This window comes from Streptomyces sp. NPDC057271, assembly GCF_042668715.1.
In the GTDB taxonomy this organism is placed as follows: Bacteria; Actinomycetota; Actinomycetes; order Streptomycetales; family Streptomycetaceae; genus Streptomyces.
Genome location: NZ_JBHUYJ010000008.1, coordinates 65,290 through 79,916, shown reverse-complemented (window position 1 = coordinate 79,916; position 14,627 = coordinate 65,290). Strand labels below are relative to the sequence as shown.

General features: G+C 72.6%; 12 protein-coding genes and 1 pseudogene. 2 read left to right on the top strand and 11 right to left on the bottom strand.

Annotation, left to right across the window (positions count from 1 at the left end; genetic code table 11):
* Nucleotides 1-5: 5 nt before the first annotated feature.
* The 4 genes from ACFUJR_RS06210 to ACFUJR_RS06195 all read right to left on the bottom strand — a co-directional run bounded on the left by ACFUJR_RS06210 (nucleotide 6) and on the right by ACFUJR_RS06195 (nucleotide 3,990).
* Nucleotides 6-1,796, bottom strand: a complete 1,791-nt coding sequence (locus tag ACFUJR_RS06210) for a DEAD/DEAH box helicase (protein ID WP_383164569.1) — start codon at nucleotides 1,794-1,796, stop codon at nucleotides 6-8.
* 107 nt (nucleotides 1,797-1,903) lie between these two features.
* Nucleotides 1,904-2,290 carry a type II toxin-antitoxin system death-on-curing family toxin gene (locus tag ACFUJR_RS06205; RefSeq protein WP_383164572.1) on the bottom strand — a complete coding sequence of 129 codons (387 nt, stop codon included), beginning with the start codon at nucleotides 2,288-2,290 and terminating at the stop codon, nucleotides 1,904-1,906.
* The gene (locus tag ACFUJR_RS06200) at nucleotides 2,287-2,487 is read right to left on the bottom strand and encodes a CopG family transcriptional regulator (protein WP_383164575.1); all 201 of its coding nucleotides are present in this window, start codon (nucleotides 2,485-2,487) and stop codon (nucleotides 2,287-2,289) included. Before ACFUJR_RS06200 ends, ACFUJR_RS06205 begins: the two co-directional genes overlap by 4 nt.
* Before the next feature lie 36 nt (nucleotides 2,488-2,523).
* A complete protein-coding gene (locus ACFUJR_RS06195; protein ID WP_383164578.1) occupies nucleotides 2,524-3,990 on the bottom strand; it encodes an MFS transporter in 1,467 nt (488 codons plus the stop codon).
* Nucleotides 3,991-4,306: 316 nt separating this feature from the next.
* Here ACFUJR_RS06195 and ACFUJR_RS06190 point away from each other — a divergent pair, with 316 nt between their 5' ends.
* Both ACFUJR_RS06190 and ACFUJR_RS06185 read left to right on the top strand, forming a co-directional pair.
* A complete protein-coding gene (locus ACFUJR_RS06190) occupies nucleotides 4,307-5,422 on the top strand; it encodes a hypothetical protein (RefSeq protein WP_383164581.1) in 1,116 nt (371 codons plus the stop codon).
* Nucleotides 5,423-5,448: 26 nt separating this feature from the next.
* On the top strand, nucleotides 5,449-6,657 hold the full coding sequence (locus ACFUJR_RS06185; protein WP_383164584.1) for a hypothetical protein: 1,209 nt from the start codon (nucleotides 5,449-5,451) through the stop codon (nucleotides 6,655-6,657).
* A gap of 185 nt (nucleotides 6,658-6,842) precedes the next feature.
* On the opposite strand, the gene ACFUJR_RS06180 is transcribed toward ACFUJR_RS06185, so the two are convergent.
* The 7 genes and pseudogenes from ACFUJR_RS06180 to ACFUJR_RS06150 form a co-directional block, all read right to left on the bottom strand.
* Nucleotides 6,843-7,022 carry a hypothetical protein gene (locus tag ACFUJR_RS06180; protein ID WP_383164586.1) on the bottom strand — a complete coding sequence of 60 codons (180 nt, stop codon included), beginning with the start codon at nucleotides 7,020-7,022 and terminating at the stop codon, nucleotides 6,843-6,845.
* A gap of 24 nt (nucleotides 7,023-7,046) precedes the next feature.
* Entirely contained in the window at nucleotides 7,047-9,368 is a 2,322-nt protein-coding gene (locus ACFUJR_RS06175; RefSeq protein WP_383164589.1) for a xanthine dehydrogenase family protein molybdopterin-binding subunit, read from the bottom strand.
* Complete coding sequence (locus ACFUJR_RS06170; RefSeq protein WP_383164592.1) at nucleotides 9,365-10,723, bottom strand: 2Fe-2S iron-sulfur cluster-binding protein; 1,359 nt, start codon at nucleotides 10,721-10,723, stop codon at nucleotides 9,365-9,367. The genes ACFUJR_RS06175 and ACFUJR_RS06170 overlap by 4 nt, the downstream gene beginning before the upstream one ends.
* The gene (locus ACFUJR_RS06165; RefSeq protein ID WP_383164595.1) at nucleotides 10,720-11,595 is read right to left on the bottom strand and encodes an FAD binding domain-containing protein; all 876 of its coding nucleotides are present in this window, start codon (nucleotides 11,593-11,595) and stop codon (nucleotides 10,720-10,722) included. The genes ACFUJR_RS06170 and ACFUJR_RS06165 overlap by 4 nt, the downstream gene beginning before the upstream one ends.
* 225 nt (nucleotides 11,596-11,820) lie before the next feature.
* A complete protein-coding gene (locus tag ACFUJR_RS06160; RefSeq protein WP_383164598.1) occupies nucleotides 11,821-13,611 on the bottom strand; it encodes a beta-N-acetylhexosaminidase in 1,791 nt (596 codons plus the stop codon).
* 139 nt (nucleotides 13,612-13,750) lie between these two features.
* A pseudogene (locus ACFUJR_RS06155) lies at nucleotides 13,751-14,092 on the bottom strand (hypothetical protein); the annotation flags it as partial.
* Between the two features lie 225 nt (nucleotides 14,093-14,317).
* Nucleotides 14,318-14,608: a DUF3039 domain-containing protein gene (locus ACFUJR_RS06150; RefSeq protein ID WP_260229605.1), complete on the bottom strand. Its 291-nt coding sequence runs from the start codon at nucleotides 14,606-14,608 to the stop codon at nucleotides 14,318-14,320.
* Nucleotides 14,609-14,627 lie beyond the last annotated feature (19 nt).

The following is a 14,627-nucleotide window of genomic DNA, read 5'->3' as shown; positions in this document are numbered from 1 at the left end:
CGGGCTCAGCGCATCCGGGTGGCCCACTCCTGGACCTTCTTGATCCGCTCGCGGATCTGCCCGGCGGTCGCCTCGGCGCTCGGCGGCCCGCCGCACACCCGGCGCAGCTCGGTGTGGATCACGCCGTGGGGCTTGCCGCTCTGGTGAACGTACGCACCGACCATCGTGTTGAGCTGTTTCCTCAGCTCAAGAAGCTCCTTGTGCGAAACGACGGGCCGCCGCTCGGCCGGAAGCTCCAGCAGGTCCGCCTCGGTGTCCGGCTTCTTGCGGCTGTGCGCGATCTGCCGGGCCTGCCGCTTCTGGAGGAGCAGCTGCACCTGGTCGGGTTCGAGGAGCCCGGGGATGCCGAGGTAGTCCTGCTCCTCCTCGCTGCCCGGGTGGGCCTGCATGCCGAACTCGGCGCCGTCGTAGAGCACGCGGTCGAAGACGGCGTCGGACTCCAGCGCCTCGAAGGGCAGCATGTCCTGCTCGCCGGTGTCCTCGTCCTGCTGCTTCTCGGCCTCCGCCATCTCCTTCTCGGATTCGGCGTACGGGTCGTCCTCGCCGTCCTTCTTCGGCTTGTCGAGGACGTGGTCGCGCTCGACCTCCATCTCGTTGGCGAAGCCGAGGAGGTTGGGGATGGTGGGAAGGAACACGGAGGCCGTCTCGCCGCGCCTGCGCGAACGCACGAACCGTCCGACGGCCTGGGCGAAGAAGAGTGGGGTCGAGATGGTCGTCGCGTACACGCCCACGGCGAGGCGGGGGACGTCGACGCCCTCGGACACCATGCGGACGGCGACCATCCAGCGTTCGTTGTTCTCGCTGAACTCGTCGATCCGCTTGGAGGCGGCGGCCTCGTCGGAGAGGACGACCGTGGCCTTCGTACCGGTGATCTCGCGGATGAGCTTGGCGTAGGCGCGGGCGGAGTCCTGGTCGGAGGCGATGACGAGCCCGCCGGCGTCGGGGATGCCCTTGCGGACCTCGGTGAGGCGCTGGTCGGCGGCGCGCAGGACGTTCGGCATCCAGTCGCCGCGCGGGTCGAGCGCGGTGCGCCAGGCCTGGGAGATGGCGTCCTTGGTCATGGGCTCGCCGAGGCGGGCGGCGATCTCGTCGCCGGCCTTGGTGCGCCAGCGCATGTTGCCGCTGTAGGAGAGGAAGATCACGGGCCGGACGACGCCGTCGCCCAGGGCGTTGCCGTAGCCGTAGGTGTAGTCGGCGGACGACCGCCGGATGCCGTCGTTCCCCTCCTCGTACGTGACGAAGGGGATGGGGTTGGTGTCGGACCTGAAGGGCGTACCGGTCAGGGCGAGGCGCCGGGTCGCCGGGTCGAACGCCTCCAGGCAGGCCTCGCCCCAGGACTTGGAGTCACCGGCGTGGTGGATCTCGTCGAGGATGACGAGGGTCTTGCGCTGCTCGCAGCGGTTGCGGTGGAGCATGGGGCGCACGCCGACACCGGCGTAGGTGATCGCGACGCCGTGGTACTCCTTGCTGAGCGGCCCGGCGCTGTAGTCGGGGTCGAGCTTGATCCCTATCCGCGCGGCGGCGGCCGCCCACTGCTTCTTCAGGTGCTCCGTGGGGGCGACGACCGTGACCTGCTGCACGACATGGTGGTGCAGCAGCCAGGACGCGAGGGTCAGCGCGAAGGTGGTCTTTCCGGCGCCGGGCGTCGCGACCGCGAGGAAGTCGCGGGGCTGCTCCTGGATGTACTTCTCCATGGCGCCCTGCTGCCAGGCTCGCAGCTTGTTGGCGGTGCCCCAGGGGGCCCGTCCGGGGAAGGCGGGAGAGAGGTGATGGGAGGAGGTGGCGGTGGTAGTCACGGTCTCCGGTTCGACGCTCGTCCAGATATGACAACCGGGCCACCTTACCGGCGGCCCGGTGGAAACCTCGTACGAACGCCACGGGGTCCGCCAGGGTGGGACTCAGCTCACGTCGGGAGCCTCAGCTCGTGGAGCCCCTGCGCAATCGCCTTGACTTCATCGAGTGCCCCGGTCGCTACGGCGATGACCAGGCGTTCCGCGGCATCGATGTCCGGCCGCAGCTGGATGCCGTTCATGGCGAGGAACGTGACGCAGGACAACCAGGCGGTGCGCTTGTTCCCGTCGACGAAGGGGTGGTTGACCGCCAGCGACTGGAGAAGCGCGGCTGCCTTGTCGATCAGCTCGGGGTACGCCTCCTCCCCGAACATGGCCGCGGACGGCCGGTGCACCGCCGATTCGAGCAGGCCCGCGTCGCGTACGACGACCTTCTGGTCATCGACCGCGTGCTCGGCGATGACCAGAACGTCCTCGGCGGAGAGGTAGATGCACGTCACTTCAGGCGCTCCATCAGCTCGTGCCACTTGGCCGCCTGCTCCATGGCGGTCTTCCGCACGATCGCCTCCTGGGCGGTACGCGCAAGGTAATGGTCCACCGCCTTGAGCAGTATGGCGTGCATGCTGGTGCCCTCCTGCTCGGCCCGCTGCTTGAGTGCTTCCGTCTGGTCGTCGCGAAGACGCAGGTTCATAGCCATACCAGAACGGTACCACCCGGTGGGGTCATTCTGGTATCACTCGCGGGGGTGAGCGGCCCGCAGCCGCGTCGCGACCCACGCCCCCATCAGCGCCACCCCCGCCATCGGGAGGAACACGGCCGCGAATGCCACGGGGTGGCCGGCTCCGCCGGTGGCGGCCGCGTGCCCGACCGCTCCCCCGCCCAGCGCCGCGAACGCCGCGCCGCCCACCGCGAGCAGCAGCACGTTCGACAGGCCGTCCGAGATCTGCAGCGCCGCCGAGTTCGCGCCCGCCTCATCCGGCGCGGAGAGCTTCAGGAGCAGCACGCTCGTCGAGGCGATCACCATGCCCATGCCCAGGCACCCGTAGCCCCAGGCGACCGCCACCACCCACACCGGGACCGCCTCGACCAGGACGGTCGGCGCCGTGCCGATCGCCGCCGCGACGAGCAGCATCCCGAGCACGACGAGCCGTTCGCGGTACGGCTCCGTCCACGGCCGTGACTGGATCCACGACCCGAGCGCCCAGGTCGCCCCGCCGACCGCGAGCGACAGGCCCGCGAGCGTGGGGCTCATGCCCCGCTGGGTGACGAGCATGAGCGGTACGAAGGACTCCGCGGCGATGAAGGAGCCCGCCGCGATCCCCCGCAGCAGCACCACCGACGGCAGCCCCCGCGCGGCCCGGGAGGTCCCGCGCGGCAGCAGTCCGAGTACGGCCGGCACGAGCAGCGCGGCACCCGCCGCCGCCGGGAGGAGCGAGAGCCAGCGCAGTTCCTGACCGGCGTACTGGAGCAGCCCCGCGCCGGCCGAGATGCCGAGCGCGAGCCGGATCCGCCGCCGGTCGTACGGCGGGAGGGGCGCGGCCGGGTCGGCGGGCCCGGAGGCGGTGCGGCGGATGGCGGGCAGGGCGAGGGCGAGGGAGGGGACGACGAGAACGGGAATCCCGACGAAGACCCAGCGCCAGCCCAGGTGCTCGGTGATCGTCCCGGAGGCGAGCGGCCCGACGACGGACGGGACGACCCAGCTCGCCGCGAAGGCGGCCATGATCGCGGGCCGTAGCTGTTCGGAGTACGCGCGGCTGACGATGACGTACAGCGCGACGATCACCAGCCCGCCGCCGAGGCCCTGGACGGCCCGTCCGGCGATGAAGAGCCACATCGTGCCGGCGGTCCCGGAGAGCAGCAGTCCGGCGGCGAAGGCGCTGATGCCGACGGTGAGCGGGGCGAGGGGCCCGCCGCGGTCGGACCACTGCCCGGAGAGGACCATGGCGAAGAGGCTGGTGGTGAAGTACGCGGAGAAGGCGAAGGCGTAGAGCGGAATCCCGTCCAGCTCGCGCGCCGCGACCGGCATGGCCGTCCCGACGGCGGTCGCCTCGAAGGCGATGAGCAGCACGACGGAGACGATGCCGATGCTGAGCGCCCGGTGCTCGCGGTCGAGCACGGAACCGCCGCCCGGGGTGAGGACGGCGGCGGGGAGGTCCGGCGCGACGCCGGAGTCGGCGTCGCGGGGTTCGAGGGCGCTCATGCCCTTCAGAGTAAGAGGTGAAGACCAAGTTGACCCCTGTCGTGGGGCGGGGGGCGGCTCAGCCGTTGGACCTACGACCATCAACACCGGGCGTCGGTCGCGTGACGACCCTCGGCAGCCCTTGATCGCCGGCAGGGCCTCCGGCCCCCAGAGCCGGCTGGATTCGTGAAGCGAGGCCGCGGCTAGTATCGGGCGGTCTTGAGTTGACGGGGGATCGAGCGTGGAAGCACAGGGTGCGCCCCAGTGCGCGGATGACGGTATACGCGGTGGCGTACGAGGCTCATGGCTGCGGCGGCGTCGCAGGACGGTCGCTGCGGTGACCGCGGTGGCGCTCGCGATCGCCGGGGTCGGTGTCTGGGCGGCCGGTATCGGACCCTTCGCCAAGGATGAGTACTGCTGGGGTGCTTGGAAGCAGGACAGTGGGCCCCGGCTGCTCGGCGACGACGAGTTGGGCACGACCGGGGACGAGCGCGTCGCCGAGGAGTCCGCCGCGCCTTCGGCGGACCGTCCGGAGGGCACCTGCACGCTCCGGGTGACGTCCAGCGTGCCGGACGACCACGGGTCCTCGGCCACTGACGCGGGCGGCGCCGAGACGAACACCATCGAGTTCAAGAAGACGGTCAAGGTCAGCTATGGGCCCGTGCCAGCCTCGGAGAAGGAACGCCTGAGCTGGCTGGCGGAGTTCCTCGACGACTCAGTGGGGCCGCTGCCCGACGGTGTCCCCGGACTGGTCGGCAACGCCAAGGGCATGGTCGTACTGCCCAAGGAGTGCGACGTCGACGGGCGGCCGACCGTGGTGACCATCGCCGGGGACGAGACCGGGGACGGCCATCTGGGACTGGTGAACATGCCGGTATCGATCGGCAGCCAGGGGGACGTGGCCCAGCTGCTGCTCGCCGTGGCCAACGAGGGGATGCGGCGGACGGACTGCGCCGAGGGCGCCGCTCCCCTGCGCGTCACCTCTCCGGTGAAGCCCGCCCGCGAGGGGGAGACCGGCGGCGTCGGCTCGCACGCCACCTGCGGTATCCGAGGTTTCGGTTTCGCGACTGTCAAGGGCGATCACTACGAAGCTCAGGCCGGTGTCGTGGAGGACGGTGTCCAGCTGTGCACACTCACCAACACGGACCATGTCAGGAACCCCGTCTTCGCAGGTCAGTTCATGATGGCAGCGCAGCCGCGCCTGGCGGCGCTGCTCCAGGATCTCGCCGGTGACCGGTCACCGGGTCCCGGTTGGCGTGGCAAAGGGCGGCTGACCGACTCCTACAACATCGTCCAGGCCGACTGCGAGACCGGCCCCACGGTCTTCGCGCTCTGGTTTGACACCGCCTATCTGGAGAAGGTCGCCATCCCGGACGCGGGCGGCGCGTTCGCCCGGGCCGTGAACGCTGTGGGAGACCGTATCGGCTGCTCAGACGTGGCGCCGCGGCGATGAGCGGGGGCCCGGAGTCGGGGAGCGACGTGACGGAGACGGAGAACGGGAGCGGCGCGATGCCCGAGGACACCCACGAGCAGCACCTCACGTCGGCAACGACGGCCACCGCCCCTTGCTCCCCACCACCGCCCCCGCCGCCGCCCTCTGGCCTCCGGCGGCTGCTGCGCGGCAAGCGGGGAGCGGCGCTCGCGGGCATGCTCGCCGGTGCGCTGCTCGGCGCGGGCACGGTGGCCTGGCAGACGGACACCCTGCCGTTCGTACCGAGGGACCTGTGCTGGGGGTCGCTGTCGGAGGACGTCGCGTTCGGCATGTTCGCGAGGGAGGGGCGCCTGGAGGCTCGGGAGCTTCCCCTCGAACATGCCCGGGGAAACGACGCGCGGGTCCGCGGCGAGTGCCGGATCACGCGTATCGAGGACGGCGAGCGGCGCTGGGAGGTGACCGCCAGGGTGCGCGACCTCGACGAACTGTACGGGCTCGACATGCGGGAGTGGCCCGACGAGTTCCTCTCCCCTCGGATGACCCCGCTGGGCGGCGAGATCACCGGCATGGCCTCGCCCAACCGCGCCTGGGTCGCGCTGCCCAAGGGCTGCACGAGTTCGTCGGGCCGAGCTCACGCGCCGATGGTGGTGGACCTGTCCGCGGGCGTCGCCTGGATCGAGCGCGAGGACGACCAGAGCCGCCGGGCCGCTTTGGCGCGCACCGTCGTTCACATGACCAACGGGCTGATGGAGAGGTGGGGTTGCTCGGGGAGGTACGCCGATCCCGGGGAACTGGCGCCGCTCGCCGAGCTGCGCGCCACGGCACCGGATGAGCTGTGCGGGGTGAAGGATCTGCGTCTGCCCGAGGCGGCCCGTCGATCGAAGGAGGACAAGGTCTCCTACCACGAACGGGTCACTCCGGGGCCGGGTGAAGGCGTGCGCGGCTGCGACATCGGCGCGCACGGTGACCGCCCTGACATCCGGCTCATGACCGTCGAGGACCCCGATCTGGCACAGATCTTCATGCCTCGCGCGCTCCAGGGCGGAGGCGAGCGCCTTGAGGGCGACGGCTACGGTGTGCTGGGCGGCGACCTCTCGGTGTTCAAGGCCCGCTGCCAGACCGGTGATGTCGCCTTCGTGGTCCGCGAGTTCGATGCCCATCGGAGCGACTGGACACGCCAGCTCCTCCCCGCCTACGTGAAGTCCGAGGCCAGGCGGATCGGCTGCGGGGAGGTGTCGGTGAAGACGCGTCGCTGAGCCGGATCCGGCCCGGCCCGCAGGTCGCCGAACAGGAGACCGAGCCGGTCCGGGTCGATACGGCCCCGTGGTCCGGTCAGCCGGCACGGCCTCGTGCGACATGCTCTCGCCAGAGCGTCCGGCCGCCGCCGTGTGTGGCCCTGTCCGTCCCTTCGTGTCACCGTGTCCCGTCCCGCTCCACTGGATCACGCCGCGCCCGACGACTCGCCCGGCTGGGCCGACGGCGGTCGCTGCCGAGCGGCCGCTACCGCGGCCGTCGGGTCCCGCTCGGCGTCGCAGTGCCGCTGCGTGTCGTGCTGGATGGCCGGCATCCGGCGGCGTGCGCCCGCGTCGATCTCCGCGTAGCCGTTCTTGGCCTCAGCCACGCAGCGGCAACGTGGGGGATTCGCCTACCCCGTCACCGCGCCCACCGCCGCCTGCGGGCGGATCGGGAGGCGGTTGACCGGGCGGCCCGTCGCCGCGCGGACCGCCGAGGCCACCGCCGCCGGGGAGGTGACCACCGGGACCGCGCTCGCCGCCTTCGCCCCGAAGGGGGCCACCACGTCGCGCTCCTCGACGAGCTTCACGATGCGGATGTCCGGTGCGTCCAGGGCCGTCGGGAGCGCGTAGCCCGTCAGGTCCGGGTGCCGGAGCAGGCCGCGGGCGGTGCGGAGGTTCTCCGTGAGGGCCGCGCCGACGCCCTGGGTGACCCCGGCCTCGATACGGGTGGCCAGCTGCGCCGGGTTGAGGACGCGGCCGACGTCCTGGGCGACGGCCATCTCCACCACGCGGACCGAGCCCAGCTCGATGTCGACGTCCACCACCGCGCGGATCGCGCAGAAGGCGAGGCCCACGAAGGCGTCGCCCTGCCCCGACTCGTCCAGGGGCTCGGTCGGGTGCGGGCGGCACTGGGCGGTCGCCCAGAGCTCCTTGCCGTCCATCGCCTCCATGACCGTGGTCGACAGGACACCGTCGTAGGACGTGATCTTGCCGTCCGTGATCTGGAGCAGCTCCGTCGACATGCCGAACTTGTGCGCCAGGGGCTGCAGCAGTTGCGTACGGACCATCTTCGCCGCGCGCTCCACCGCCCCGCCCGACACCCACGTGTGACGGCCGTGCGTCGCCGGACCGGCCGGCGGCTGGTCGGTGTCGACCGAGGCGACGTGGACCTCCTCCAGGCCCAGCGTCTCCTGGACGATCTGGCGGGCCAGCGTCGAGAAGCCCGAACCCGTGTCCACGGCCGCGCAGATGACCGTGGCCACGCCGTCCTGGACCTTCACCGTCGCCGTCGAGACCTCGTCGGTGCCCTCCGCGCCGAGCATGTGCACCATGCCGAGCGCGTAGCCGACGCCCCGGCGCACCGCGCCCGGTTCGCCCGCGCCCTCGGGCCCGCCCGGCAGCAGCCAGTCCTCCTCGGGGGTGTCCATCGGCAGGGACGGCAGGGGGAAGTCACGGACGGCGGCCAGCAGTTCCGCCACCGGCGCCGGGCACGTCACCGTCTGGCCCGTCGGGAGGAGGTCCCCGGTGGCCAGGACGTTCCGCAGCCGTACGTCGACCGGGTCCACGCCCAGCTTCGCCGCCAGCTTGTCCATCTGCGCCTCGTACGCCGCGCAGACCTGCATCGCACCCTCGCCCCGCACATGGCCGGACGGCGGGTTGTTCGTGCGGACCGCCCAGCCCTCGATGAAGGCGTGCGGGACGACGTACGGACCGCAGGCGAAGGAGACGGCGGCGGCGAGGGACTCCGAGGACGCGTCAGCGTAGGCGCCGGCGTCCAGCAGGATCTGCGCCTCCACCTTCACCAGCCTGCCCTCCGCGTCCGCGTGGTGGCGGTAGCGCAGCAGCGTCGGGTGTCGGTGGGCGTGACCGAGGAAGGACTCCTCGCGCGTAGCGGTCAGTTTGACCGGGCAGCCGGTACGGAGCGCGAGCAGGCCCAGCGGGATCTGGAAGCCCGGATCGTCACGGTCGCCCGTCGCCCCCGGAACACCCGTCACGACGACCTTGACCTGGTCCGGCGTGAGGCCGAAGCAGGCCGCCGCCAGGTCGCGGTCGGTGTGGGGGTCGGTGGAGGCCGTGTAGATCTCGACCCCGCCGTCGGGGCGCGGGACGGCGAGTCCGGCCTCCGCTCCGATGGGGGCCGGGTCCTGGCGTCCGATCCGGTACAGGCCCTCGACCACGACCTCGCCCGTCGCCTCGGCGTCGCCGAACCGCAGCGGGATGTGGCGGATCAGGTTCCCGTCCGGGTGCAGCGCCTCCGCGGCGAAGGCCTTCTCCGGGTCCGTGACCGGCTCGAGGACCTCGTACTCGACGGCGATCGCCGCCGCCGCGAGCCGGGCGGTGTCCGGGTGGTCCGCGGCCACGGCCGCGATCGCCTCGCCGTGGTGGCGGACCAGCTCGGCCGCGAAGACCGGCCGGTCGGCCACGGTCCGGCCGTACGTCGCGTCCCCGGGCAGATCGGCGTGGGTGACCACGGCCCGGACGCCGGGCATGTCGGCCGCCGCCGTGGTGTCGATCGAGACGATCCGGGCGTGGGGGTGCGGCGAGCGCAGGATCGCCGCCCACAGCAGGCCTTCGGCCCACAGGTCGGAGGCGTACGGGAAGGTGCCCTCGGTCTTGGCGCGGGAGTCGGCCGACGCGAGGGAGGTGCCCAGGCCGTGCGCCACGGGCTCCTGCTCGACGTCGAGCGCCGTCGCCGCCGCGGGCGTGGTGGCGGTGGTCGCGTCGCTGGTCACGGCGTGCCTCCGTCGTGCGGGTGGGAAATCTGGTGCGGGATGCGCGCTTCGTCGGCCGACGCGGCCGCCTGTGCGGCGCGCTCGGCGACGACCTCCCGTACGGCGTCGAGCACGCCCCGGTAGCCCGAGCATCGGCAGAGGTTGCCGCAGAGCGCCTGTCGGGTCTCCAGCTCGGTCGGAGCGTGGTTCCCCGCCAGCAGGTCGTGCACGGTCATGGCCATGCCCGGTACGCAGAAGCCGCACTGGACGGCCCCGCAGCGGGCGAGGGCGCGCTGGACGTCGGACGGTTCGCCGTCGGTCGCCAGGCCCTCGACCGTACGCACCTCACTGCCGGCGGCCGTCGCGGCGGGCACCAGACAGGAGGCGACGAGCCGGCCGTCGACCTGGACGTTGCACGCGCCGCACTCGCCCTGCGAGCAGCCGTCCTTGGCACCGGCCAGGCCGAGCCGCTCGCGCAGGACGTAGAGCAGCGACTCGCCGATCCAGGACTCCGTCACGGGACGGTCGGCGCCGTTCACCCGCAGGATGTACGAGATGTGCGGGTGTTCGTCGCTCTCCGCGCTGGTACCGGTCGAGACGACGGGGACGACGGGGATGTCGGGGTTGTCGGCGACGTCGGCGACGTGAGGGGCGTCCGGGGCCTGAGGCGCTTCGTGGGTCCCCAGTGCCTCCGGAGTCCCCAGGGCCTCAGGAGCCTCCGGAGTCCCCAGGGCCTCAGGAGCCTCCAGGGCGCCCGTGAGCGCCTCCGGCTCCCCGGCCGCGGCCGAAGCGGCATCCTCCGCCTCCGCCGGCTCCGCGGCCGGTTCCTGGACCGCCCACGGCGCCGGAGCGCCGCCCGGCAGGGTCGCCGGGGCGCTGCTCGCGTACTGCGCCAGCATCGACGTCGTGTACTCGCCGGATTCGTCCGAGGTGTCCGAACCGTCCGTCACCACCGGGATCTTCCACTGCCCGGTCGGCGACGGGTCGGGCGTCTGTGCCGCGTCGAAGTTCCACTGGCCGGTCGCGTGCGGATCGGGCTCCCCGCTCTCCGCGAAGCTCCACTGCCCCGTCGCGTGCGGGTCCGGGTCCACGGGCTGCTCCGGCGCGTCCGGAACCGTCGTCTCCGCGGTCGTCGGCGCCTGCGCCACCCACTGGCCCGTCGCCGCCGGATCCGTCCCCGCGGCCGGGGTGAGCGGCGTCAGCGGCATGATCATCGGCGGTACGTAGCCGTGGCCCGGCGCCTCCAGCGGGACGCCGTCGAGCATGAAGTCGGGCGGCAACTGGACGAACGCCGTGGCGTCGCCGTCGTACCCCTCGCTCTGCGGGATCGGCTCCCAGCCGCCCCCGCTCGCGTTCCCGTTCGGTTCGTCGCTCACGACAGCGCCCTCCCCAGTGCCCGTCGAGCCAGCGCGGCGACCGTGCGCCGCAGGTGCAGTACGGCCGGTGGCAGCTGCTCGTCGCCCGGCGGGTCCGGGATGCACGCGGCCGCCACGTACTCGCCGAACGCCGTCAGCGCCTCGGGGGCGAGCCCCCGGTCGCCGTCCCAGTCGACCAGCGAGGCGATCCAGTGTTCCGCCTCCAGCGGCCGCAGCGGCATCGGCGCGATCGCGCCGACCGCGCAGCGCACCCCGCGCCGCGCCGGGTCGAGGACGACCGCGACGGAGGCGGTGGCGCGCGCCGGGCCGGTGCGGCCGGTCGCCTTGAGGAAGACCTGCGGGGCGTGCAGGAGGGGTACGCGGACGAACGCGACCAGCTCGCCGGGGGCCAGCAGGTCGCGGCCCGCCAGCAGGTGGGAGACGGGGATCTCGCGCGTGCCGTGCGGGCCCATGACGACGAGGTCGGCCTCCAGGGCCGCCAGGACGGGCAGGGAGTCACCCGTGGGGGCCGCGGTGACCACGTTGCCGCCGAGGGTGCCCGCGTTACGGATCTGGGGCGGCCCGGCGGCGCGCGCGGCGGCGGCGAGGGCGGGGATGAGGGCCGCGAAGTCGGGGCGGCCCATCCGGGCGTGGGTGAGGCCGGCGCCGAGGAGCGCGTGGCCGTCCTGGTACTGCCAGCCGCGGATCTCGTTGATCCGGCCGAGGCCGACCAGACCGGCGGGCCTGAGCTGCCCCTTGTTGACGGCGGCCATCAGGTCCGTGCCGCCCGCGACCGGTACGGCGGCGGGCATGGCGGTGAGTGCCGCCACGGCCTCGTCGAGCGAGGCGGGCAGCGTCACGGACTGCGCCGTCTGTGGTGCGTGCGTGGTCAACCCGCTGCCCCTTCCCGGTGTCCCCGGCGGTCCCCGACTCGTCCCCGGCTGTCACGCCTGTGTGGCCGTACCGTACGTGCTCACAGCCCGGACGTGGCAACTGTGGCACATCTTCCGAGCCGTCCGACGCGAGGGTCCGCGAAGGACGGTTCCGTCCGGGAAGCCGTACCGGCGACGGTAACTTCCGTTTTGCCGCTCTTGGGTGACGTGGGCACGCGACCTGCCTCACACGTTCGGGGGCGCTCCCTCCAGGGGCCGTCCGAGCACCCCCGGGCGCCGCTGCCAGGGGTGCGGCCCGGCGGGCGGCCGGTAGCCGACGCCGAGGGCGTCCAGGCGCCGGTAGTGGGCGGTCATCCGGCGTTCGAAGCCGGCGAAGTCCCGCTCCTCCGGCACGGGCAGCGCGGACCAGGCGACCTCGGCGAAGGCGACGAGGCGCGGGAAGACCTGGTAGTCGACGCGGGAGCGGTTCTCCATGACCTCGGTCCAGACGTTGGCCTGGGCGCCCAGCACATGGGCGGCGGCCTCGGGGCCCAGACCGGGCGGCAGGGGCTCGAAGCGGTAGACGTCCTCCAGGGTCCGTACGTACCCGATGGGCATCGGCTCGTCCTCGCCGGGCGCCTGACGGTGGTCCAGGTACACCTGCTGCTCGGGGCACATGACGACGTCGTGACCGGCCTCGGCGGCGGTGACCCCTCCCCCGTACCCCCGCCACGACGAGACGGCCGCACCCGGCGCCAGGCCCAATGTCGTCACCTCTCCTCCAGGCGCTCGTACCCGGTGCCGACGGTCCTCGTCGCACGGCCGGTCGCGCCTCCCTCCCTCCTCCTCGTCACTTTCGACACCGGCGCGCCCTTCGGCTCGGCTCCCGCCTTCGAGGATCTCGTCCCAGCCGATGAGGCGGCGGCCCCGGCCGGCGAGCCAGCGGTCGAAGTGGCGGACGAACCAGGACTGCAGCTCGTTCTCGTCGGCGAGCCCCAGCTCCTCGATGCGCGCCCGGGCCGTCGGAGAAGCCTTCCACTGGTCCTTCGGGCACTCGTCGCCGCCGATGTGCACGAAGGTCGACGGGAAGAGCTCCAGGACCTCCTCGAAGACTCCCTCGTAGAAGCGGAGGGTCGACTCGGTGGGCGCGAGGACGTTCGGGTTGACGCCCCAGGTGTCCCAGACGGCGAGCGCGGCCGTGTCGACGACGTCGGTGTTGCCCAGCTCCGGGTAGGCGGCGATGGCGGCCTGCGAGTGACCCGGGACATCGATCTCCGGGACCACGGTGATGTGCCGCTCGGCGGCGTACGCGACGATCTCGCGGATGTCGTCCTGGGTGTAGAACCCGCCGTGCGGCGTCTCGTTCCACAGCGGCGAGGCCCGGTGCCCCCACTTCGTACGGGCACGCCAGGCGCCGACCTCGGTGAGTCGCGGATGGCGCCTGATCTCGACGCGCCAGCCCTGGTCGTCGGTGAGGTGGAGGTGGAGGACGTTGAGCTTGTGCGCGGCCATCAGGTCCAGCTGGCGCAGGACGTCGTCCTTCGGCATGAAGTGCCGGGCGACGTCGAGCATGAGCCCGCGCCACGGGAAGCGCGGGGCGTCCTCGACGGTGAGACGGGGAAGCTCCCAGCCGCGGGCGCCCCGGCCGGCAGGGGCCTTTCGGTACGCGTCGGGTCCCAGGAGCTGACGGAGCGTCTGGAGGCCCCAGAACACCCCGGCCGCGCCGCCGCCCTCCACGAGGACGGTCACGCCGGGTTCGAGGGAGTCGTCGGTCGAGAGCCGGTAGCCCTCCGGGCCGTACGCCTCCGCCACCTCGGCGCTGACGCGCAGCCGGATCGCCCGCGGGCCGCCGCCCGGCGCGAAGGGCAGCCCGGTGGCGGCGCCGAGCGCCTGGCGCAGCCAGCGCGCCACGCCCTCGGTGCCGGGCCCCGCGTCCAGGGTGGTGTCCTCGTCCAGCGAGACGTGGCCGGCGCCCGGCGCGCGGACGTCGAGCGCGCGCGGCGCGGGGATCAGCGGCTCGTGACGGTCGCCATGCATGGCATCGGCCTTTCGGAGACGGCTCTCATGGGGATCAGTCCTTCACCGCCCCGCCGAGTCCCGAGACCAGGCGGCGCTGCACGAGGACGAAGAAGACGAGCACCGGGATCGTCATCACGGTCGACCCCGCCATGATGCCGCCCCAGTCGTTCTCGTCCGGCCTGAAGGCGGCCTTGACGCGCTGGGTGCGGGTCTCGACGGGGATGTACTCGACCTCGACCTCCGCCCCCGCGTGCCGCTTCTCGAAGGCGGCTACGGCGGCGTCGACGACCTGCTTCTTCGGCGTGTTGTCGACCTCCTGGAAGAGCCAGACGCGCAGGGTGCCGGTCTTCTCGTCCGTCGTGGCGCCACCGTCGGAGGTCTGCGGGGCGCAGGCGGTGGCGGTGAGGGCGGCGAGCACAAGTGCGGTGGCCGTGGCGGCGATGGGGGTCCCCCCTGCTCGGGCGAAGCCGAGAGCTCGGGGGAGGGCAGGAAGCTTCATGACGGGTCCCCTCCGAAGGTGTTGCAACATACGCAACGGGCGTTTCGCACTGCACAACACGCGAGAGGTTAGGGGCGGACCAACTCCCGGACAAGTGGTCTCAACCACTCTGTGACCGGCCGAAGCACCCCGTGCAACGCCCCGCCGGGCCCCCGAACGCGGACGGCCCCCGGCACACGCACCGAGGTGCGCGCGCCGGGGGCCGTCCCGACCGCCAGGACCGTCCTACTTCTTGTCCTTGCCGCCCTTGTCCTTGTCTCCGCCGCCGGAGCCCATGGACTCGTAGATCTCCTTGCACATGGGGCAGACGGGGTACTTCTTGGGGTCGCGCCCCGGCACCCAGACCTTCCCGCACAGCGCCACCACGGGAGTGCCGTCGAGGGCGCTCGCCATGATCTTGTCCTTCTGGACGTAATGGGCGTAGCGCTCGTGGTCACCGTCGCCGTGGGACACCTGCGGCGTCGGCTCGACGAGGGTTCCCGTACCTGCCCCGCGCTCGGGCTCGAGAGTGCTCATGGGTCCCAAGGGTACTGAA